Annotated in this window: 17 protein-coding genes; 5 read left to right on the top strand and 12 right to left on the bottom strand. The window is 40.8% G+C overall.

The features are described from left to right. The first annotated feature begins 131 nt into the window (after positions 1–131). Positions 132–1463: a PhoH family protein gene (locus B155_RS0110515; protein WP_018128231.1), complete on the top strand. Its 1332-nt coding sequence runs from the start codon at positions 132–134 to the stop codon at positions 1461–1463. A gap of 63 nt (positions 1464–1526) precedes the next feature. On the opposite strand, the gene B155_RS13340 is transcribed toward B155_RS0110515, so the two are convergent. After that, positions 1527–3809, bottom strand: coding sequence for a S9 family peptidase (locus tag B155_RS13340; RefSeq protein ID WP_018128230.1), 2283 nt, complete (start codon positions 3807–3809; stop codon positions 1527–1529). Between the two features lie 115 nt (positions 3810–3924). Continuing rightward, positions 3925–4731 (bottom strand): glutamate racemase, encoded by an 807-nt coding sequence (gene murI / locus B155_RS0110505; protein WP_018128229.1) that lies wholly within the window; start codon positions 4729–4731, stop codon positions 3925–3927. 150 nt (positions 4732–4881) lie between these two features. Here murI and B155_RS13335 point away from each other — a divergent pair, with 150 nt between their 5' ends. Next, entirely contained in the window at positions 4882–6927 is a 2046-nt protein-coding gene (locus tag B155_RS13335) for a TonB-dependent receptor family protein (protein WP_018128228.1), read from the top strand. A 4-nt stretch (positions 6928–6931) separates the two neighbouring features. On the opposite strand, the gene B155_RS0110495 is transcribed toward B155_RS13335, so the two are convergent. Both B155_RS0110495 and B155_RS0110490 read right to left on the bottom strand, forming a co-directional pair. After that, positions 6932–8149: a 6-bladed beta-propeller gene (locus B155_RS0110495; protein WP_018128227.1), complete on the bottom strand. Its 1218-nt coding sequence runs from the start codon at positions 8147–8149 to the stop codon at positions 6932–6934. A gap of 21 nt (positions 8150–8170) precedes the next feature. Further along, a complete protein-coding gene (locus B155_RS0110490; RefSeq protein WP_018128226.1) occupies positions 8171–11503 on the bottom strand; it encodes a lamin tail domain-containing protein in 3333 nt (1110 codons plus the stop codon). Positions 11504–11781: 278 nt separating this feature from the next. On the opposite strand from B155_RS0110490, the gene B155_RS0110485 reads away from it, so the two are divergent. After that, positions 11782–12159, top strand: coding sequence for a hypothetical protein (locus B155_RS0110485; protein WP_018128225.1), 378 nt, complete (start codon positions 11782–11784; stop codon positions 12157–12159). A 65-nt stretch (positions 12160–12224) separates the two neighbouring features. Here the strand turns inward: B155_RS0110485 and asd are convergent, their stop codons facing one another. Further along, the gene (gene asd, locus B155_RS0110480; protein ID WP_018128224.1) at positions 12225–13274 is read right to left on the bottom strand and encodes an aspartate-semialdehyde dehydrogenase; all 1050 of its coding nucleotides are present in this window, start codon (positions 13272–13274) and stop codon (positions 12225–12227) included. A 197-nt stretch (positions 13275–13471) separates the two neighbouring features. Between asd and B155_RS0110475 the strand changes: the two genes are divergently transcribed. Continuing rightward, the gene (locus B155_RS0110475; protein WP_018128223.1) at positions 13472–14920 is read left to right on the top strand and encodes a glycine--tRNA ligase; all 1449 of its coding nucleotides are present in this window, start codon (positions 13472–13474) and stop codon (positions 14918–14920) included. A 96-nt stretch (positions 14921–15016) separates the two neighbouring features. Here the strand turns inward: B155_RS0110475 and B155_RS0110470 are convergent, their stop codons facing one another. The 4 genes from B155_RS0110470 to B155_RS0110455 form a co-directional block, all read right to left on the bottom strand. Next, positions 15017–15553: a superoxide dismutase family protein gene (locus B155_RS0110470; RefSeq protein WP_018128222.1), complete on the bottom strand. Its 537-nt coding sequence runs from the start codon at positions 15551–15553 to the stop codon at positions 15017–15019. Positions 15554–15607: 54 nt separating this feature from the next. After that, positions 15608–16888: a lysophospholipid acyltransferase family protein gene (locus B155_RS0110465; protein ID WP_018128221.1), complete on the bottom strand. Its 1281-nt coding sequence runs from the start codon at positions 16886–16888 to the stop codon at positions 15608–15610. Next, complete coding sequence (locus tag B155_RS0110460) at positions 16881–17807, bottom strand: bile acid:sodium symporter family protein (RefSeq protein ID WP_018128220.1); 927 nt, start codon at positions 17805–17807, stop codon at positions 16881–16883. The genes B155_RS0110465 and B155_RS0110460 overlap by 8 nt, the downstream gene beginning before the upstream one ends. 65 nt (positions 17808–17872) lie before the next feature. Beyond that, entirely contained in the window at positions 17873–18628 is a 756-nt protein-coding gene (locus tag B155_RS0110455) for an alpha/beta hydrolase family protein (protein WP_018128219.1), read from the bottom strand. A gap of 100 nt (positions 18629–18728) precedes the next feature. On the opposite strand from B155_RS0110455, the gene B155_RS0110450 reads away from it, so the two are divergent. Next, a complete protein-coding gene (locus B155_RS0110450; protein ID WP_018128218.1) occupies positions 18729–19154 on the top strand; it encodes a VOC family protein in 426 nt (141 codons plus the stop codon). A 48-nt stretch (positions 19155–19202) separates the two neighbouring features. Here the strand turns inward: B155_RS0110450 and B155_RS0110445 are convergent, their stop codons facing one another. Genes B155_RS0110445 through B155_RS0110435 form a run of 3 tightly spaced genes read right to left on the bottom strand, consistent with a single transcriptional unit; the run spans position 19203 to position 23145 of the window. Beyond that, positions 19203–19760 (bottom strand): hypothetical protein, encoded by a 558-nt coding sequence (locus tag B155_RS0110445; RefSeq protein WP_018128217.1) that lies wholly within the window; start codon positions 19758–19760, stop codon positions 19203–19205. Further along, positions 19761–21740, bottom strand: a complete 1980-nt coding sequence (locus tag B155_RS0110440; RefSeq protein WP_018128216.1) for an ABC-F family ATP-binding cassette domain-containing protein — start codon at positions 21738–21740, stop codon at positions 19761–19763. Positions 21741–21780: 40 nt separating this feature from the next. Then, positions 21781–23145 carry an aspartate kinase gene (locus B155_RS0110435; protein WP_018128215.1) on the bottom strand — a complete coding sequence of 455 codons (1365 nt, stop codon included), beginning with the start codon at positions 23143–23145 and terminating at the stop codon, positions 21781–21783. Positions 23146–23197 lie beyond the last annotated feature (52 nt).

Raw genomic sequence — 23197 nt, 5'->3', positions numbered from 1 at the left:
CCACCATTAAAATCTGCATTAGTTTTCCACAATCGTTGCATCTGGATAGGGCTTTAACTTTATTAGAAAAACGTTCTTTTCTATCATCTATTTAGGCTGGTGATTTAAGACCTAATCATAAAGACCTTTCTATGGCAACGAAGAAGCAGAAGAAGATTTTCGTACTCGATACCTCCGTTCTTTTATACGATTATGAAGCAGTTAAAAACTTCGAAAAAAACGATGTAGCGATACCCATTACCGTACTAGAGGAGCTAGACACTTTCAAAAAGGGGAACACGGTAATTAATTTACATGCAAGGGAGTTCATTCGATATTTAGATAGCATCTCGGATGATAATATGCTTCAAAACTGGATCCCATTAAATGGGCGGTCGCACGGTAAATTGAAAGTAATTAGTAATGGTGGAGATCATGTTGATGCCAATAAAGTTTTTGGTGCCAATCGAAATGATCATCACATCATTAATGCCGCGCTTCGGTTAAAAACCGAAAATGATGACCGCAAAGTCATCTTAGTATCCAAGGATATTAACCTGCGCTTGAAAGCAAGAGCTTTAAACTTAGATGCCGAAGATTACGAAACGGTTCAAGTTAAAGACATAGACCATCTGTACCGGGGTAAAACAGAATTGGAATTAGAAGATCCATCCCTTGTAAGTAAGTTTTATGAAAAGGGTAAAATTCGCCCTAAAAAGCTGATGGAAGATACACCTCCGAGTAATCATTACTACATCATTAAAAGTCATGGGTCATCGGCTTTAGGCTGGTATAATGCCAAGAGTAAGTACATCGAGCAGGTAGAGGCTACGAATGCCTTCGGTATTAAGCCTAAGAATGCCGAACAGACGTTTGCTATGCATGCACTGCTGAACCCAAATATCCTGCTTACTACCATTACGGGCGCTGCAGGAACGGGGAAAACCTTACTGGCCTTAGCCAGTGCATTAGAACGGCGTAGCGATTACAAACAAATCTATTTAGCACGCCCTATAGTGCCATTGAGTAACAAAGATATCGGGTATCTACCCGGGGATGCGGAGGCTAAAATCAATCCATATATGCAGCCACTTTGGGATAACCTGAGTTTTATAAAAAACCAGTTTAAAGAAGGCAGTAAGCAATACAAGAAAGTGGATGATATGGTACAAACCGATAAGCTGAGAATAGTGCCATTGGCTTATATCCGAGGCCGTAGTTTATCGAATGTGATTTTTATAGTAGATGAGGCTCAAAACTTAACTCCTCATGAAATTAAAACCATCATCACTCGTGCGGGCGAAAACACCAAGATTGTTTTCACTGGCGATATCTTTCAAATCGATACCCCATATCTAGACGCTCAAAGTAATGGATTGTCGTACTTGGTAGATCGTATGCAAAAGAGTGAGTTATATGCGCATGTTAACTTAGAGAAAGGCGAGCGCTCTGAATTGGCTAATATTGCCAGCCAACTTCTTTGATAAAAAAAGGCGGTACCTATAAGCATAAGTACCGCCTTAAAATTTAAAAGTTGAGAATCGAGTTTAGTTACTCCAACCTAATTCAACTTCAACTTCACCCTTGTTTTCAATCTCAGGGTTTAAGTGCTCGATGAGATAGTTCAGTCTCATTTTGTTGTAATGAGCACCATGTGCGCCTCTAATACCATGACGGTTGTTTGGGTACATCATTAGATCAAACTTCTTGCCCGCCTTAATGAGTGCATCTACCAACATGGTAGTGTTGGCTGGGTGAACGTTGTTATCAATAGAACCATGTACTAAAAGAAGTTTACCTTTTAGTTGATCAGCATAGGTCATTGCTGAACCCACATCATAACCTTTCTTGTTTTTCTGTGGAGTATTCATGTAACGCTCAGTGTAGATGGTATCATAACTTCTCCAATCGGTTACAGGCGCACCTGAGATACCAACATGGAATAAGTTCGGATAGCGAAGCATCAGCATAGCTGTAGCATATCCACCGTATGAGTGTCCATAAACACCAACTCTAGAAGCATCAGCATAAGGACGTTTAGTTACATGTTTAATGGCTTCAGCATAATCATCTATTTCAAGCGTACCTAAGTTCTCGTAGTGCAACGTAGCAAATTCTTTACCGCGATTTCCTGATCCACGGTAGTTAGCACGAACAACGATAAAGCCTAATTGTGCAAGGCGTTGGTAGCCGTCACTATTTTTGTAAGTGTTTGAAACATCTTGTGATTCTGGACCCCCATAAAGCGGGAGTACCACGGGATATTCTTTATTTGGGTTGAAATCAACCGGCTTGTAAATAAGGCCTGGCAGTTCAGTAACACCATCCGCAGCTTTAAACGTAAAGAATTCTGGCTTGCTTAGGTTTTCAGCAAGCACATTGCTTACGTCCGCCTTCATCATGTTTCTAACCATCTTGCCATTTGAAGTATACATATTCGCTTCATATGGCTGATCAAAAGAAGAGTGCGAGCAAATGTAGTAGTCGGCAGAAGGATTCATGCTAACATTATGGCGTCCTTCACCTTTCGATAGTTTCTTCATGTCGGTGCCGTCCATATCTACTACATAAAAATAGAGATCGAGCCCCATATTTTGGTAGGCCGAGAAGTACACCTTTTTATTCTTCTGGTCAACATTCACAATACTTCCAACTGGGAAATCACCTTTGGTAATCTGGTTGATGAGTTTACCATTGAAGTCGTAATGGTAAATGTGGTTATATCCACTTACTTCTGAGGTCCAGATGAACGTTTGGTTGTCGTCTAACTGAATGAAGTTATCATGCATATTAATGTATGCATCTTCTTTTTCTTCAAAAATTGTTCTCACAGATTGTGAACCAAGATTGTAAGCTAAGAACTCAAGGTGGTTTTGCTGACGGTTAAGTCTACGGAAGGTTAATTCCGAACCATCTTGTCTCCAAATAGGGCGCACGATGTAAGTATCAGGGTCGCTATTTGTTGGAACTTCCTCAATATCACCTGATTCTATATCAACGATGAAAAGCTTAACGGTTGGGTTGGTTTCACCAGCTTTAGGGTAACGCATGAGCTCTAAGCCTGCTTCAAACTCCAATTCATGTACAATTGGGAATTGGTGAACGTCCTTCTCATTGTACTGCATGTAGGCAATTTTGGAATTGTCTGGAGAGAACCAATAGGCTTCTCTTTGACCAAACTCTTCTGGGTATACCCAACTTGGGCGACCGTTCATTTGCTCTTCGCTACCGTAAGTAAGTCTTTTTTCTTCTTTAGTGGCCGTATCTACAACATAGATGTCGTAGCCTTTTACATAGGCAAATTTGGTGTAGTCGTGAGAATAGGTTCCGTTCCATAACTGCGAACGGCTCATGCCACGCATTAATTCATCGGTGTACGGTGCCTTTTCAACTTCAGGCTTATACAACTTACGCAGTTCACGTGTTTTTAAGTTGAACACGAAATCGGTCTTATCTTGTGTAAAGAAGATTCCGTTGTTATCCATCACATACTCAAAACGTGCGAATGGAAGGTGTTCTACATCTTTTTCAGTTAACGAGTTATACTGCTCGATGAGTGCATTTACAGTTTTCTTGTTAAACAGTGCACTACGTTTTTGGTTCTTTGGATTAACCTTGTAGAAAGTGACGTTGCCATCGTCATCTCTTTCTGTTTCCATGTACCCTTGATTGCCTGGTAGCCAATTCACTCCAGAGCTTCCTTCAAAGTTCACAAAATTACGCTGGCCCATTTTGGCATAAAGCTCTAATCCTGTGCTTTGGGAAAATGCAGTTGTGCTAATGCTTAATAAAAGAGCAAGAACTGCAATTGATTGAAATATCCGTTTCATATAAACAATTGGTTTGATGTTATTAGCGAGATGAATGTAACGTTAGTGAGTTCGATAAATTCACCCCACCCTGTAAAGAATCGTTAAGATGCTAAAATTGAAGGAATAATACAGCCTAAAGATGGGTAACAATTACATTTGAAATCTTGCGACCTAAAAAGCGTTCAGCGAGTTCATGAAATCGTTGAGGTCGATCGGTGACATAGCATTCAAATTTACCACTCGAATCATTTAGAGCACGCATAGCTTCAAGCTTCATTTTGGCTGTATTGGCAATGCTTTCAGCAGAATCGATGATTTCAATGTTATCATTTGCTAGAATAGACGGTATCACCTCTTTAAATAGGGGATAATGCGTACACCCTAATATTAATGAATCAATGTTTAGACTCTTAAAGGGTTCTAAATACTCGGTCAGTGTTAGCTTAGCGATGTCGTTGTTAATCCAACCTTCTTCGGCCAATGGCACCAATAGTGGACACGCTTTTTGGCTGACCACTGTCGAAGCATTGTGCTCTTTTATGGCGCGGATGTACGCTTCAGAGTTTACCGTACCTAAGGTACCAATTACTCCAATATGCTGGTGTTTGGGATGAGAAAAGGCGGTCTCAGTTCCAGCTGAAATTACATCTAACACTGGAATGCCTTTAGCAAGTTGGATGATTTCATCTTTGGCAAAAGCAGATACGGTGTTACAAGCAATGAGAATCATCTTCACCCCTTTTTGAATCAAGAAGTCTGTGATCTGAAGGGCATAATCACGCACGGTTTCGGTCGACTTAATTCCATAAGGTACACGGGCTGTGTCGCCAAAATAAATGATATGCTCGTTGGGAAGGGCTTCAGCCACAGCTTTTGCTACGGTTAAACCTCCAATTCCTGAATCAAATATGCCTATAGGGGCTTTGTTTGGACTATTCAAAAGGTGTGTGCGATTACTACGTTAAATTGAACTGCTTTTTTGCTAAAAAGGTTAGACCTTCTCTGATGAATTACATTAGTATATTCGTCCTTAATTAGTTCCACAATATAGAATCTTATCACATTGTTTAGAAGAACACTTCCCTATTTTTTGACCCTAATTACATTATTGGTTCTCGGCTCAGATACTCAAGCCCAAACTCCACCGGATACTTTAAAAGGTGAGTTAGAGGAAATTACGGTTGTGGGTTATGAAGGGAACCGAAGCATTATGCAAACTCCGGGGTCTATCACTTACATACCCACTACAACGCTTTCGGCGCTTCAGAATAATTCGTTGTTATATGGATTGAACCAAGTAGCAGGTGTGAAAATGGACGAACGTGCACCCGGTAGCTATAGAATCGCGATTAGAGGAAGTGCTTTACGATCACCATTTGGGGTGCGGAATGTGAAAATTTATTGGAATAATATTCCATTAACCGATCCTTCAGGAAGTACCGCTTTGAACCTCTTAGACAACCACAACATAAAGCAGGTGGAAGTGATAAAAGGCCCTACAGGAAGTATGTATGGAGCCGGAAATGGTGGAGTTTTACTCTTGAATAGCTTTGAACGCAATCCCGTTACTGCACGCAATGGTGCTGTAAATGTAGGCGAATATGGATACTTGAAGTACAATGGATCTTATATCACAAAAAATGACTTCGGGATTTTCCAGTATAAGTATGCTTCTCAAAAAACTGATGGCTACCGTGAGCAAGGCTACTTTGATCGTACAACCTTTGAGAGCAGTGCCAAAATTTATACCCCAAACGACATCTTCGTTACCATTTCAACTTTGTATACCAATTTAGACTATGGAATCCCTGGCGGTTTAAATGCCCAACAGTTTGAAGAAAACCCTCGCCAAGCACGAGCAGGAAGTGTTGAAAAAGAGTCGGGAGTACGCCAAGAGAATTTCCTATTTGGTGTTGATATGAGTACTCAATGGTCAGAGAATTGGTCGGGTGGTACCACTTTGTTTGGAAACTTGAGTTCATTTGAGAATCCATTTCTGTTCGATTACAAAAGAGATAGTAGAAAGAGTTGGGGTAACCGCTCGCAAATAGTGTACAATACCAAAGTGGGTGAAGTAGACCTGAATCTAAAAGGGGGCGCTGAAGTTCATCGGGCAAATCATGTAGCTCGAAACTTTCAGAATGATGCGGGTCAGCCTGACACGCTTAATTTTGACGATGAAATCGAAATTCGCAATCGCACCTACTATTTCAAATCGGAAGCTGATTTACCGAACAATGTATATCTAACCTTTGGATTGAGTGTGAACTCCATTCGCTACGACATCTATCGTGTGGCTACGAACTTAGATGGGGATAGTCCGCAGCGCGTTAAGAAAGATTTCGATTTAGAATTTATACCTAGAGTGGCGGCAGCTAAGCAATTAAATCCTAACACCACCTTACATGGAAGCATCAGCTGGGGCTTTTCGCCACCAACGGTAGAGGAAATTAGAACCAACGAAGGCAGCTTAAATTTAGGATTAAAACCTGAAAAAGGGATTAACTATGAGTTAGGCCTGAGGGGAAGAATCCCGGCCAAAAACTTCACTTATGATGCCGTGGTATTTTGGTTTATTCTTGATGAAACCATTGTACAGTTGCAATCGCCACGAGGGACCACCTTGTTTGAAAACGCAGGGAGCACTGATCAAAAAGGATTTGAATTAAGTACAGGGTGGCAGATTTGGAATATTCCGGGAGCGGTAATATCGCAGGTGCAATTCAATAACTCATACACTTACCATCATTTTAAATTTGATGAGTACAACCGAAGAGGGAATGACTATTCTGGAAATGATCTGACGGGTGTAGCCCCACATACGGTTAATTCTGAATTAAAAATCGCTTCTGCAACTGGCTTGTATAATCATTGGTCGCTGAATTATACCGATGAAATTCCATTGAATGATGGGAACACGGTGTATTCAGACCCATATACTCTAATACAGGTACAATTGGGGTATAAAACTAGAGTGGGAGATAAATTCTCCTTCGATATTCACGGAGGCATAGATAATCTGTTGGATGAAGACTACAGCCGTGGTTATGATGTGAATGCCTTTGGCGATCGTTACTTCCAACCTGCTCCAACGATGAATTGGTTCGCTGGCTTTAAATTTAATTACGAGTTGTAGGGAATTAAGAGTCGAGATTGATGGAAAACCTTTTAACTAATACAGAGTCTTTGGATGAATGGAGCAAGTAAAAACGATCCTGATCATCCTTCCAGTTAATCAAGGGTTTCCAGGGTCGGCGTTCCACTTCTAATGAAAATAAATGCCCATTTAAAACAACATCCTCACCGTCAATGATTTGGACATTTATATCAAGAAGAATGGGTTCATTGGCATTCTTGGTAGATTTTAAATCACTCCATTCAGATCTGAATTGAATGATTCTATCGTCGTTTAATCTGAAGATTCCTTCATCCGTACTGTTAACTCTACCTCTATAGGGTTCACTTTGGTCAAAGTAAGTTCTTTTTAAGCCCGGTAATTTTTGCTCTAAAAGGGAATTAAATTCTGCTTCATTATACAAGGTAAAGGCAGTGTGATAAGGAGTTGAAGTTTGAAAAGAACTGATTTCCCACCCGGAATCAATTTGTCGAACCTTATATAGTGTACCAGTGAATAATCTAGGTGAATAAATTATTTCGTATCCATTTTTGGTGCTATTAAAAATGAATGAGCCAGATCTATCGATAAAGTTTATAGCAGCAAATTTTTCTTGAAGACCAGTTAACTGGTTGTATGGGAAAAATTCGGAGTACTTAACTTCTAAGTCTCTTGAGTGGATGTAAAACAAAGAGCGTTGTAAAAATGGTGTAGACTCTGGGGTAACTCTGTTTCCATCCTTATATAAAGAGATGATTTTATCATCTATAAATTCAACATCGTTTGGGTAGAACTGCCATTTTGAGATATCAATCGGTTTTGAAGAAAGCTCTTCTCCTTGTTGAGTAATCGTAGAATATCTAAAACGCCCTTTGTCTACGATAAAGAAATGCCCTTTAGGAGTTTGTTCAAATAAACTGAAATTGAAGAATTCACCAGGGCCACTTCCTTGTTGTCCTATGGAGTTTAAATAGCGGCCTATGCCATTAAATTTTAGAATTTGTTTAGAGCCGTTGTCAGCTATGTAAATCGCTCCTAATGAATCGGTGAGTATGCCAACAGGATTTCCTAATAAATACTCTGAATGGGGTTCACGACCAATCACTAAATCAACAGTGTACTCAAGTTGAGTTAGGTCTTCAGGAATATTCTGATTGGTTGCTTTATCGCATGAATTAGAATGTACGATGAGAAGAAGTAGCAGGACTAGTTGTATTAACCCAAATATAGAACTACGATGCATGAGTGGTTTTACAGATTATGATTAAAACTTCCGAGCTAGAACAACGGTTTCCTTGAAGGTTCGATTCTTACCATTGGCGCTGTCATAAGCTTCAAAAAATAGGATATAGATTCCCACTCTGTTTGGGCCTCCATCGTCTTTAAGGCCATCCCAAATTATTGAACCCGTAAAGCCAGCAGCTTTGCCATTTACTAACTCGCGAACCTCTCGCCCATAGCGATCAAAGATGCGAATTCTTAGTAAGTAATCGGGTTGATCTAAGGTGTAGTTAATGGAAACAAAATCTTCGAATCCATCACCATCGGGCGAAAAAGGGTTGGGATTCACACTTACACCTGTACTGGCAGGGGCTTCCCCTGATTCTTGGTATATGCTATTTTCAGCCGTAGGTGTTCCACCTCTTACATCGGTACTAGAACTCCAATTTTGAGCCTCATTACTAGGTCCATGGGGGTTGATACGCTCCAAGGCGACTCCTTTTACCGATACTCTATTCGGGTTATGCCACTCTTCGGTATAGAACACCGAATCAATATTGGTAACCGTGCTATCCGAGATATAAATGGCATCGTTACTCGCTGATAAACTCAAGCTACTCCGATCTATCCTAGCTGTGAATGCTTCTTGCTCATCTGGTAATCCGAAGTAATCCTGAAGTTGGCTATCCATGAATATTTCAGTTTCATTTTCGGCATAGACCAGAAAATAGCTTCGAGCAGGTATCCATTTGTAGAATGTGGAAACCGGATTCAGGATATCTATTTCATTTTGTTCGTCGGGTGCATCATGCAGAAGTAGACCTTCCAATGAAACGGCATAGTCGCGTGTGTTATACAATTCGATATACTCGGTCTGGTCGGGCAGATTGTCTTCATTATCTGCAAGAGGGTCGAATAGGATTTCATTGATAACCACGGCTCCGGGTGTAATGGGCATTGCGATTTCAATAGCATCGCTTGCAGAGCTATTGCCCACGATATCCTCAAAATTGATTGCTTCAATAGTTGCGACTTCATTTAACGAAACACCGTTGCCATCAAGAAGCACTTCATTGGCTTCCGTAGTATCAAATTGAACAATATTGGTTGTGTTGCCATTTATGGTGATTTGAGCATTATCTAGATCAACAAATTCATTGAATGCTACAAATACCCGTCCGTCTAATTGGGCTCGCGCAAACAATAAACTTGGGGCCAACTCATCAGGAGTGTATACACTATTTTGCACTGCCGGAGTTGTACCATTTTCACTACTTCTCCAGTTTTGTGGATCATTTGATGCAGCATTCGGGTCGATCCGTTCGGTAGATATTCCTGCTTCAGTACCTCCAAATTCCGAAGTGTATGCCAAGGAATCGATAATAACTTCCTCTGCATTTTTAAGCACAATTTGATCGCCGGCATCGTTTAATGAAGGAAAGTTGGAAAGGTAGTACACCGACATTGAACTACTAGTTTGAGCAAAGGCTAGACTGTTGGTAAGTACTAGGTAGCTATCAGCTTCGATAATAATAGATGGAGGGAACGTGGCTTCGTTTTGCGTTGCATCACTGAGGGTCCATGCACTTAAATCAATATTTTTCTCAGATCGATTATAAATTTCCACAAACTCAGGGGCATCTTCATTGGCTTTTCGATATAGGATTTCATTAATCACGATATCTTTTTGAGCAGCCGGTTGGACTTCTAAATATTTAAAGGACGCATCAATGGGGATTGCGGTATTCCCAAATACATCCGATTGATTCTGAATACTGATGGAGTAGTTAAGTCCAGACTCAAAGGTGCTACTAAAGGTGATGGTTGTAGAGTCTTGATCAGTTTGAATACTCTGAATGGTTAAGGACGGGGAGATGGAATAATTAGTCTGAGTTTGGGCCGAAGTTGAGTCAACGGTTTCATTAAAAACTAAAGTGATGCTTTGGGCATCTTCTACAACTAGCGACTCTAATGAAGGAGGCGAATTATCTAGCGGAACAGAATTACTTCTCCCCGGCGTACCCCTAGCAAGGTCTAATGAGTTCCCCCAATTTTCTTTATAGATCGCTGAAACGGCACTACTTCTTCGTTCCAAAGCTACATTCTCACCACCCCAGCTTTCATCGTATTCTAAAGAGTCGATGAGGGTTGAATTCTGATTGTATACACGAACTTGATCCGACCCATTATTGAATGCAGGTAGGCTCACTTCATGAGAATAGATATTCCCAAATGATTGAAGGGATGCTGTATCAGAACTTATTACAATGAAACTATCGGGCAAAAGGGTGAGGTCTTCAGTAGATAAAACCGACAGGCTACTATTATCACTTAATTCCCAATCTTTCAGGTTTAAATACAAAGAAGTGGTGTTTTTCAACTCGATGTATTCGGATAAGCCAGTAGGTTCATCTTTCATGATTTCGTTAATAACAACCGCACCTTCCACGTAGTCATCATAGTTGAATAGGGTGAGCGTAGTATCCGCAAGCGTAGTTTGATTGGAAGCATCATCAATGGAAGAAATAGCTAGAGTGAGTTCCCCACTCGGTATGGGTGCATTAAAATTTAAATGCACGGAATCACTACTTACTTCTGTGATGGATGAAGGAGTGAAGGAACCCGGATTCAAAGTGAAGTCTGTGGTTTGAACAGAGGTGGAAGCGTAAGGGATATTGAATGAAACACCAATTTGTGTGTCGTTAATACCAACATTTTTTACCGTGATGGGAGGGATGTCAATCTTAAAATCGAAGGTGAATTTATCGACCCTGCTGGAAGTGTATGTGGTTTTAAGGCCTAAATGTGTTGCGGTTGTAAAGGTGTTGTCGGTGCCTGTTGCTTCTTGAACCACAGGTGCTGAATAAGAAGTTGCTACACTCAATGTCCAGTTCCCAGCGTTATCTCGATTCACTCTGATGCGGTAATCACCACCCGAAGCAATGCTGGTGGTTCCCGTTAGTACTTGGTTGTCTTGAACTCCATTGGTAACTCGGAATAACCGAAGAACATCCCCCGATCCATTTTCCCCAGCTTGAAGTACATATCCATTTAGAGCACTATTTAAATCTGAACTTGAACTCATTAAATAGATTTCGGCTTTATTGCCAGCTGAAGGGCTGAAGCCATCAAGCCTTAGAAAAAACTCCCAATAACCCACTACTTGTGTAGACGGAGTGATGATTTGAGTAGTGCCAGCTGAAGGAGCGGTTTGTTGAAGTAATACATTGTCACCTTCAAGAATAAAAGTGAAATGGCTTGTATCGCCTACCCATTCGGATAAATCTTGGTCGCTAAAATCGTCTTCAAAGTTTGCCGTTTGGGCAAATACAGACCATGGGTAAACAAATAATATCAATAGACATAAACGCCACATGGTATACTATAATTGACCCGCTTTAGATTGTCAATAGGAGTTGTGGAGTTTATAGACAAAAAAATAGGGTAAAAGAATATTCCATCTTTTACCCCTGGAAGGACATTGGAAACGCTTACGCGCCCCCAAGGCAATGATTAGTTTAACTCTCTCTTACGACCATAAACCTCTCTTAACCGATTAGTTAGACCATTAAGTGAGGAAGTCCTTACATTTTTTTCGTACATTTTTTTTGATGCCGACTAACATGTATAAACTCATAAAAAACAATAAATATTATGCGTGCACTTCCATTTTTAATTGATGATTTAAACGGAGGGTTTATGAAAGTGGAAGGAATTCTGAGCGTTGATGGCGATAAATTTTCAATCGAGTTTCAGAAAAAAGACTCATTATTTGAAGCCTACAAATCTGAACTCATGCATTGCGAGATTTCTTTCTCTGATTTGGACTTAGTTGAGTTTAAAAAAGGATTGTTCACTTCCAAGTTGATTCTTCAAGCAAAGAAAGCGGCTGTGTTTAGTGATCTCCCGGGAGATGATCTAATATCTCGCACCCTTAAAGTGAAGAAAAAGCATAGGGATATTGCCGCGTCCATAGCTTCAAGAGTAAATCTCGAGCTTTCGGAAATGAAGCTTCGAGAACTAGATGAGTAATACTTCTATAAAATAAAAAAGGGTGCCATTGTTAATAGCACCCTTCATTTAAATTCAAGGTTAAGCTATTTTAGAATTCCTTTTTTATAAAGGAGTTCAGCATTAAGTATAGCTCCACCTGCAGCTCCACGGATAGTATTATGAGCCATAGCAACAAAACTGATATCGAATACTTCCGCCATACGTAATCTTCCCATATGCAATTGCATGCCTCCTTCTTGGTCGGCATGAAGGCGTGGTTGTGGGTAGCGTTCTTCTTCATGCAATTTGATAACTTCAGAAGGTGAAGAGGGGAGGTTTAATTCAGCAATAGGGTTTTCCCAAGATTGAATGGCCTCTTTAACTTCATTAATGTTTTTAGGAGTGCGTTTAAACTTCACCGTAGCTGAAATCATATGCCCATTGATGGAAGGCACACGAGTGGCCGTTGCTTGTAAAGCAAAATGAGGCTCATCTAATTCGCCATTATTTAAAGTGGCTAGCAGTTTTTGAGTTTCAGGAGCAATTTTAGGTTCTTCACCAGATATGAATGGAACTACATTTCCAAGGATATCTAAGCTTGGAACCCCTGGGTATCCCGCACCAGAAACGGCTTGCATAGTCGTTAACACAACCGTTTCGATACCAAATTCTTTATGCAAAGGATTCAACGCTAATGAGAGCGGTACCGCTACACAGTTTGGGTTGGTAACAATCCATCCGCTTCCATCTTCGGTGAACGACTGGCTTTGAATGAGTGCGATGTGCTCTGGGTTAACCTCGGGCACCAGTAAAGGCACCGAATTATCCATTCTATAGTTCTTAGCATTTGATATCACCGGAATGCCTGCTCGAGCAAAGGCTCCTTCAATTGCTGTGGCAACGGAAGAATCTAAGCCTGAAAAAACGAAATCAACTTCACTAAAAGCAGAGGGTTCACAGGTTGCAACCGTCATCTCTGCAATGTGATTCGGAAGGGGTACATCTTCTACCCAATTGGCAGCCTGTTTATAACGTTTACCTGCAGAGCGCTCTGATGCACCCAGTGCACAGATTTCAAACCAAGGATGGTTTTGCAGTAAACGAATAAATTTTTGGCCAACGGCGCCAGTAGCACCTAAAATTCCGACTTTCATGTTCGAAGTTGTAATAGATTGAATGGTTTAATTTAAAAGGCTAAAAATACCATTTCATTTTACGGGATGCTGAATAATGTTAGGGGTTTAAACAAGCAATTAATGAAGCCTCAACGTCTGCAAAATGTCTTCATAAGAGTGTTATCAAATTCCTATCTTATAGGCTTACATCAAATTCAAAAATCAGAAAATTTTTCATGTCGAATTTAGATAGTCTGGATAAGATTGTTTCGCTAGCAAAAGCACGTGGTTTCATTTTTCAATCCTCTGAAATTTATGGAGGCCTTAGTGCGGTATACGATTACGGCCCCCTCGGTGTAGAGCTGAAGCGTAACATCCGCAATGCTTGGTGGAAAGAGATGACTCGTAGACATGATAATGTAGTGGGGATTGATGCCGCTATTTTCATGCACCCAAAAGTTTGGGAAGCCAGTGGGCACGTGGGGGGGTTTAACGATCCAATGATTGATGATAAGCAATCGAAGAAACGCTACCGCGCGGATATGCTCATTGAGCAGTATATCATGAAGTTGGAAAAAGATGGCAAAGAGGATAAAGCGAAAGAGATTCAAGAGCTCTTAGATACTTCTGGAACTCGAAAGAGTTTAACAGAAGATTTATATGATATTATCATCGAAAATGAAATCCGTTCTCCAGATTCTGGCGCTTTTGATTGGACAGAAGTTCGCCAATTCAATTTGATGTTTAAGACTCAATTTGGAGCTACTTCAAGTGAAGAAGATGGGGTGTACCTACGCCCTGAGACGGCTCAAGGTATTTTTGTGAACTACAAGAACGTAATGGACACAAGCCGAGTGTCGGTACCTTTTGGAATTGCACAAACGGGGAAAGCTTTCAGAAATGAAGTAGTAGCTCGTCAGTTTGTATTCCGAATGCGTGAATTTGAGCAGATGGAAATGCAATATTTTGTTGAACCTGGTACGGATGAAGCATCTTATGAAGAGTGGTTAGAAAAACGATTGGCTTGGCATAAGAGCATTGGTATTCGCGAAGAACACTTGCGCACCGCTCCACATCCAGATGATAAACTTGCCCATTATGCTCGTGCTGCAGCTGATATTCAGTATAAATATCCAATTGGCTGGCAGGAAGTTGAAGGAATCCATAACCGTTCTGATTTTGATTTAAAGCAGCATCAAGAGTACTCGGGTAAAAAAATGGAGTACTTTGATCAGAAGAATCAAAAGAGATACATCCCCTATGTAATTGAGACTTCGGTTGGGTTAGATCGTTTAACGTTAATGGTGCTGTGTGATGCATACCGTGAGGAAGAAGTAGATGGCGATAAGCGCGTAGTTCTTAAACTGCATCCTAAGTTAGCTCCTGTACAAGTAGGTATTTTCCCACTGATCAAAAAGCCCGCTCTGCAGGAAGTTGCTAAAAAACTGGAAATGGAATTACGTGAAGAATTCTCGGTTCAATACGATGAGTCAGGTTCTATCGGTAAGCGTTACCGCCGTTTAGACGAAGCAGGTACTCCATTCTGTATCACGGTAGATTTCGATGGTTTAGAAGACGACACCGTAACCATTAGGCATCGAGATGACATGAGCCAAGAACGTGTGCCTCTAGATAAAGTAGCAGATGTGATTAGAACAGGAATGAATAACTGGAAACCGAACTAGGGATCTACATTCACCTTTAGAAATTAAAAAGCCTTGTATTCGAAAGAGTACAAGGCTTTTTTTGTATCAAATAAAAAATATAATACAAGAAGTAGGTTATTCGGTAATTCCGATTACCCCGCAAGCAATACGTGCACCTGCATCACCGGATGGTTGAGATTCAAAATCATCTTCTCCGGCATGAATGATTATTCCACGACCTACAATCTCCATGAGATGAATTCGGTTATCAGTATAGGTGAGTGAAGTTGTAGCATTCTCACCGTCACTTTCCAAATTACCCATATCGCCTACATGACGTTTGTTGGCATCAGGATCGTTATGAGGAGCATCTTCAGGGTTATAATGTCCACCTGCTGAAGTTCCGTCAGCTGCAGAGCAGTCGCCATATTGGTGAATGTGGAAACCATGTTTGCCAGCTTCAAGTCCGCTAATTGAGGCAGAAACGGTTACCCCTTCGGTACCTTTTTCAAAGGTTACTGTGCCAGATACACCGCTTTCACCAACAGGATGTACAGTAGCGATGGCTTTAGTTATTTCAGGGCCGTCAAATTCTTTTACATACATGACTTCTTCTTTTTGAGTACAAGAAAACATGGTAATGCATAATGCTATGAGCAATAAGTTCTTCATGAGGGAATTTTGTTAGTTATTGATTTTATACTTTTAACAGTGAAAAAAATTCATTCATTCACTAGAAACAAGTCGTTCTCTATAGTTTTGAATAGTTTTAATCTTTTTAACAAGAGTGTTATATACCTCTGGATGTTTCGAAGAAAATTCTTTGATCTTTTTATTTTGTTTGAAGTCGCGTAATACTTCATTACCACTTTTAAACATGGTAGAGGTAGCTAAACTAAATGCTAAGTAGCCTAAAGTATACCAAAAAGGCACTCCTGCTATCAGCAGTATAATGGTTACAAAAAGATAAAAAAGTGGGAATAGGGTAAGCCCAAGTACGAATTTTATGGATGCGTCAAAGGCTTTGTCTTTGATTTTATCACGTACAACACTTCGCACGGGTTGATAGGGAATTACATTATTTATCCAAACTAGGAAGTAGAGGGGCGCAAGAAGAATTTGTTTCCAACGTGGTTTTTTAACATCCGCAATCCTTCGAATGTTTAGATCGTATTCAGAAGCCGTCTCCAAAATTTCTTCCGCTGTTTGAATGAGTTCGGGAGTATGGTCTGCTTCAACTTTGGCCACTAATGCATTCATGTACTCTGGGTCAGCGACTTTCTTTCGCACGGGCTCAAGTTCATCTAGTGCTACTTTAGCCAATGGGTATTGGTCAAGTTTCTGCACATGCATGATGATTGGTTTCAGATTCTCGGCTACTGCATTTTTAAGTGCATTCGCAGCTTTACGCTCATCTTCCTCATAAATATCTTTGAAATCAGCTACACGAATTGGATCTCCATACACCACTCGTACTTCATTTCGAGATAATTGATGGTCGCTGTAGTTTACCCCAACAGGTTGAATGTATAAATCTAACTCCCAGTTGTTTTGAATTTCAGCATCAAAGGCAATGCGAGTAAACCCTTTACTCAGTGGACGTAACCTTCGGCGTAAATCATGATTAGCTTCCGCGAAAATCAGCACGCATTCATTGTCTGACAATAGATCTACACAACGTTGAAAAATGGCATTGTTCTTTTGGATACTGCTCATCCCATCACGCACTCTATAAACCGGTAACATGTTTAATGAACGCAAAAACCAGTTCATAAAAGGAGTGTTGAATGCCTTTGCTCTGGTTAGAAAAGAGGTGCTACGATGCAGATTGGTAGTAATCAGCATTGCATCCATAAAGGAATTCTGATGATTCGGTACCAACAATAAAGGCTTGTCCTTATAAACCTTCTTTTTGTTGTCTATTCGAATCTTTTTGTAGAATAATTTTAAACCTGTTCCTGCTACTCCATAGCGAATAGCGTGATACCATAAGAAGTTTTTACGCATTTGTAAGTACGCGTTGAATTGATTTTTTACCAACCGACCAGTACCAACCTAATGTTAGTCCTGCTAAGATATGCCAAATACCCCACCAAGCAGTGATTAAGGCCATACCGCCCAGTCCATCAAAGAAATTAAAAATTAAAAGTAACCCGAGCCCTGAGTTTTGAATGCCCGTTTCTATAGATATTGATTTTCGATCAGCGTACGGTAAGCCAGCTAAAGCAGCTATTCCATACCCAGAGCCTAAAGCTACTGCATTATGTATCATTACAATTAGAAATACAAACTCCACATATTGAATGAAACTGTCAAAGTTCATCATGAATGCTACAATCACAAAACCCGCAAAAAATACAACACCAAAACCTTTTATCCATGGGCTCAATTTCTCTGCAATCACCGGTTTCGTATGTCGCACTATCATTCCTAAAACAAGTGGAACCCCGAGAATAAGAACGATGATTTCGAATACCTTGGCTAAGTCTAAGCTTATTTCCTGTAGTATAGCTTGAGTTGGGGGATATAGACTGGCCCACAAAGTGAAATTTAATGGAGTTAATATAATGGCGAATAAAGTTGCGATGGCTGTCATACTCACCGAGAGCGCTGCATTGCCACGCGCTAGTAGGGAAAAGAAATTAGAGATGTTGCCCCCCGGACAAGCCGCAACCATCATCATGCCTAAAGCAATACTTGGTGCGGGTTCCATAATCCAAACAAGCACGAAGGTTAAAAGGGGTAAGAGTATAAACTGTGAAGCAGACCCTAAAAAAGTTGCTTTAGGGTTTTTCGCGATGTCTTTGAAATCTTGTATAGTTAGCTCAAGGGCTACCCCAAACATGATAACGGCTAGTGATACATTCATCACCATAAGCCCGTCGTTACCAAGGTTAAGTCGTAGTGCGTCTATAGTTTCCGTCATGCAGGAATGTAAAGCTTTTTTTGAAATCGATTTCTATTAAAGCTTTAGGCTCTGCTGAAATTACATCAGATATAGCGTTCGGCCCATGTACCTAAAACTTTGCCCACATATAGGCTATCACTTTTATTTGAAAGCAAGTGATCGGCAGTATCTAAAGATATAAAACTCCGTGGATGCTTTGCAGCGTTGAAGATCTGAGAGGCGTTATCAATGCCTACGGTGTTATCGATTGGGGAGTGAAAGATGATAAGTGCTCGTTTGAGTGAGCTAATGGTATGCTCCATCCGTTCTTTTTCAAGGTCTTCAATGAACTGCTTCTTAATCACAAATGGGCGACCTTCGAGTTGAACTTTAGCTTCTCCTTTTTCCATGATTTCCTCCAAGTTCATCTCAAAATTTTCTATCACATGTGAGGGGTCGGCTGGTGCGGCAATTGTGGCCACTGCTTGTACTTTGTCCATTTTGTGTGCAGCCTGAAGCACGGCAGCACCCCCTAATGAGTGACCAATAAGCACAGAAGGAGCTTGGTACTCTTGCTGCATAAACTCATAAGCCGCGATCAAGTCGTCTATATTGGATGAGAAGTTGGTGTCTTCAAAATCCCCTGAACTTTGACCTAACCCTGTGAAATCGAACCGTAAAGTAGCATAGCCAATTTCAGCGAGTGAAGTAGTGATATTGCCAACCGCTTTAAGATCTTTGGAGCAGGTAAAACAGTGTGCAAATAAAGCATAGGCTTTGGGTTCACCCTCGGGCAAATCCATTTTAGCCGAAAGTTTATGTCCTTGAGATCCAGTGAATGTAATTTTTTTAGATGGCATGGCTAACTTTTATATGAACAAGTGATTGAGACGGTACACAAAACAAAAAATAAAGTGTACATTCTCGTGAAATAGAACAAACTAACAGAATGATTTTATAATGAGTTCAACAATCGCACCCTTTCATTTAGCTTTTCCGGTTTCCGATTTAAAGGAAACACATACTTTTTATACTGAAATCTTAGGCTGTAGCACGGGCCGTAGTTCGGATCAGTGGATTGATTTCAATATGTGGGGACATCAAGTGGTAGCACATTTAAGTCCAGAAGAAGCGGGGAAGTCTGCTACCAATGCGGTGGATGGAAAAGGAGTTCCGGTTCGTCATTTTGGGGTTATTATCGATATGGATGAATGGGAAGCACTTGCAGAGCGTGTAAAAAATGCGGGTATAGATTTTATAATTGAGCCTTATGTGCGCTTTAAAGGTGAGCCGGGTGAGCAAGCTACTATGTTTTTCTTAGACCCAAGTGGTAACGCCCTCGAGTTCAAAGCATTTGGCGACAAAAGCCAGATTTTTGCTACCTAAATGGCGGTATAGTTTATAAAGCCTCGGAAATTTTCGAGGCTTTTTACTTTAACTCCCCTCTTCAATCACTTTGATTTCGGTGGCTAGATAGGTGCCAAAAGTAGCTACTTGTTGCGACTGCCAATGGTCAATCATTTCGGCTTCAGGATTGAAGTAATGATAGGTATGCGTTTTACCATCTTTTGTGATCTTGACTCTATAAGATCTTGAGATATTGGTAACTGGACCTGATTTTCGGCTTTCAATCTTTGATTGATCTTCCATGTCGTAGATATCTAGCGCTTCTAAGATAAACTCAAAGTCTTCCCAGCCTTGGGTAGGCTCGATAGCTATGGTTCTTACAAGCTGACGAGTATCAGGATTGTTAGTGCTATACTGTTTTACAATCCCCTCCCAGTTTCCTTCTTCCTTAACAAAGATATATTCCACTCGTTCATTGATAAAAACTCGTATTTCGTGAAGAGGGGCTACTTTTTCCTGTTGAACCGGTGGGGTAGGTGAGGGTTCTTCAACAGGTTGATCTTGAATCGTGTTATTAGAAGTAGAGCAACCTAGGGTTACTGCCACCATTGCTATCCATACGAAAGCCAGACGTAGTTGTACCATTTATGAGAGCTCTTGTTCTATAACTTCAATCCTATTCGCGTATTCTTCCCATTGCGAATAGTGTGCTGTAAGGTCCATCTTTAATTGTTCATATTCCAGTGTTGTATTCTTCACCTTTTCGGCATCGTCATAGAAATCTGTTTCAGCCATCATGGCTTCAATTTCATTCTTACGTTCTTCTGCTTTTTCAATGGCTTCTTCAACTTGCTGAAGTTTCTTTTTAACCGGTCCAATGCGCTTATTGAGAGCATTACGGCGTTCCGCTTCAATACGTCGCTCTTCTTTTCTAGAAAGTGCGGGTTTGTCGTCCGACGAAGAGTTGTTACTTCCGCTTGAACCATTGCCATCATTTTGGGATTTCTCTAATTCTGCTTCTTCTCGTTTTTTATCGAGGAAGTAAGAGATGTTGCCCAGGTATGTTTTGATGCGTTGTGGTTGAACTTCCAGTACTTTTGTAACGATAGGATCTAAGAAAGCCCTATCGTGAGATACAATCACACAGGTTCCTTCATATTGCTGCAAGGCTTGCTGAAGGATGTTCTTACTGCTCATATCAAGGTGGTTGGTAGGCTCATCAAAAATCAGAAAGTTAGAAGGCGACAGTAACATTTTTGCTAAGGCCAACCGACTCTTTTCACCACCTGATAATACTTTTACCTTTTTGAATACATCGTCGCCAGTAAATAAAAAGCTACCTAGTATAGATCGAAGTCGACTTTCTTTTTCTCCGGAACCCGCATCCATCATGATTTCGAGCGGGTCTTTATTCAGGTTTAAGTCTTCGGCCTGATGCTGTGCAAAGTAATTGGTACTTACTTTATGGCCTTCGATGCGGTCTCCGCCTTGGAATTCTTCTAAGCCAGCTAGAATTCGGATCATGGTAGACTTACCAGCCCCATTTGGACCCACAACGGCAATTTTATCGCCGCGTTCAATTTCATAATCAAGCCCATCGAATACTACGTTCGAGCCATAGCTTTTTTGGATATTCTCGAGTCGCATCACCACCAAGCCACTGCGTTCGGGCGATGGAAAACTAAATGAAACGTTGGCTAATTCATCCTCAACTTCAATACGGTCTATCTTCTCAAGCTGCTTAATGCGACTTTGAACTTGTCGTGCTTTGGAAGCTTTGTATCGAAAGCGTTCCACAAACTCTTCTGTTTCCTTAAGCTGCTTTTCTTGGTTTTTCTGGGCGTTGATAAGAAGCTCGCGTTCTTCTTCCCACTTGTTCTCATAGTAGGTGTAGTTACCAGCGTAATCGCTTAATGAACCCCTGCGAAGAGCCAGGGTTCGGGTGGTAATGGTATCTAAAAAAGCACGATCGTGAGATACTACAATTACGGCGCCTTCATAGCTATTTAAGAAGTTCTCCATCCATTGTAGCGATTCGATATCCAAGTGATTGGTAGGCTCATCTAACAGTAAATAAGTGGGCTTTTTAAGAAGCAGTTTGGCCAAGGCTATACGCATTAACCAACCCCCACTGAACTCAGAAGTAGAGCGGTTGAAGTCACTATCTTTGAAACCTAATCCCATTAGCACTTTTTCAACATCAGAACGAAGCGTGTATAAACCTGAAGCTTCCAATTTTGTTTGAAGCTCACCATAGCGCTCCATTAGTTTTTCGTGCTCGGCTGAATCGGGTGCTGTGGTTCCAAGCTGAACCTGTAAATCTTTAACCTTCTGTTCGAGCTCAAAAAGTGGTTTATAAACCGTTTCCACTTCTTCTACAACCGTTAGGGTGAAATCAGGATCAACACCATCCTGTGGGAGGTAACCCAAGGTCTCTTCTTTACTCAATATCACTTTGCCACCATCGGCTTCACGTAGCCCCATAATGATTTTTAGCAGGGTAGATTTTCCCGCACCATTGGGACCAACTAAACCAATTCGTTCTCCCGGATTGATAAGAGTGGATACTTCATCGAGAAGGTCACGTTCACCTAAAGAAAGGGATATCTTTTCAAGTTGTAGCAAGTGGGTAGTTGAGTTTTGAAAGTGATTATTAAATTATATACTAGCCAAAAAGAGTATCGTGTATTGCTTGAGCCGATGTAATCATCTCGTCTTCATTTACAACCATATTGATGATACGCTTCTCTTTGCTGAAGGAAATCATATCAAGTGGTAAGGCTTTCAGTGGTTTGAAAATACTGTTGGTCAAATCAGTTGACTGTGAAAGATTGCAACCAATGATACTAATTAACCCTTTACTGTTCTGAACGCTCACTTGGCCCACTTCAATAAATGCTTTGGTAAACTCATCGAGATCCAGAGAGTTTGTTAGCGCGATAGTCACGGATGCTTCTGTGGTGTTAACTGCATCCACTGTGATTTTATGATCTTCTAAAACTTTGAAAACCTTGCGTAGAAAGTTGTAGCCCATCACCGTTTCATAAGCGCTGATGGTAAGTAGAGCCATATTATCCTTAAACGAAATGGCAAGAGCATCACGGTCGCTTATGGAATCCCGAATAATCTTAGTGCCTGTATCTTCCGGCTTAAACATGTTTTTCACCAACACAGGGATGTTTCGCTCTTGTGCGGGCTTTAAGGTAGATGGGTGGAGTACTTTACTACCGAAGTATGCCATCTCTGTAGCATCGAAATAACTCAGTTCAGCTAATGGTGTAGCATTCTTGATATACCTTGGGTCGCTTGTAAAAACACCACTCACATCGGTCCAAATTTCAATAGTGGTAGCGTGAACCGCTCCCCCAATAAGACTTGCGGAATAATCAGATCCTTCAAATCCTAAAGTAGTGGTAGTTCCGTCTTGAGCTTCCCCATAAAATCCACCAATAATAGGAGTGAAGCCTCCTTCCATAATGGTGATAAGGGATTCAATTTTTTGATTGATCAACCCTAGATTTGGTTTGGCATTACCATAGGTTAAATCCGTTTTGATAACTTTTTTAGCATCCACAAACTGCGTGAGTTGATCAGTAGCTAATCCACATTGTGCCAGTAGATATGAGCTGATTTGCTCACCCACGGCGGCAATGGCGTCTTTCAAACTAGGTGTTAAATCATTGAGCTTATGGCAATAGCTAAGCAGTTTGTTTAGGAAGCCAATTTTTTGCTCAAGCTTCAGCGTACAGCTTTCAAGTATAAGTGCATTTTTAGCATGAGGATTTTCATCCAAGAAATTTTTCACCAAGTCTAAATGTCGTTGGTGTATAGAAGCTGAAATCTCTCTAGCTGCATCCAAGTTTCCTGAGCCAGCGAGTTCACCAGCTTCAATGAGTTGTCGTGTAGTTTTGGCTGTAGCCGACACCACCACAATGGGATGTTCATAACTTTTGATGATCTCAAGAACCTTTTTCCAGGTTTGATGATCATTCATTGAGGTGCCGCCAAATTTGAGTACGTGTATATCCATGCTGTAATTAATTAGGTGCAGAAAATAAGGCTTCTTATGGCGTATTGCATTC

Origin of the sequence: Balneola vulgaris DSM 17893 (genome assembly GCF_000375465.1) — a bacterium.
Classification (GTDB): domain Bacteria; phylum Bacteroidota; class Rhodothermia; order Balneolales; family Balneolaceae; genus Balneola; species Balneola vulgaris.
The sequence above is the reverse complement of the archived record's forward strand: the minus strand, read 5'-3'. Positions and strand labels throughout refer to the sequence as shown.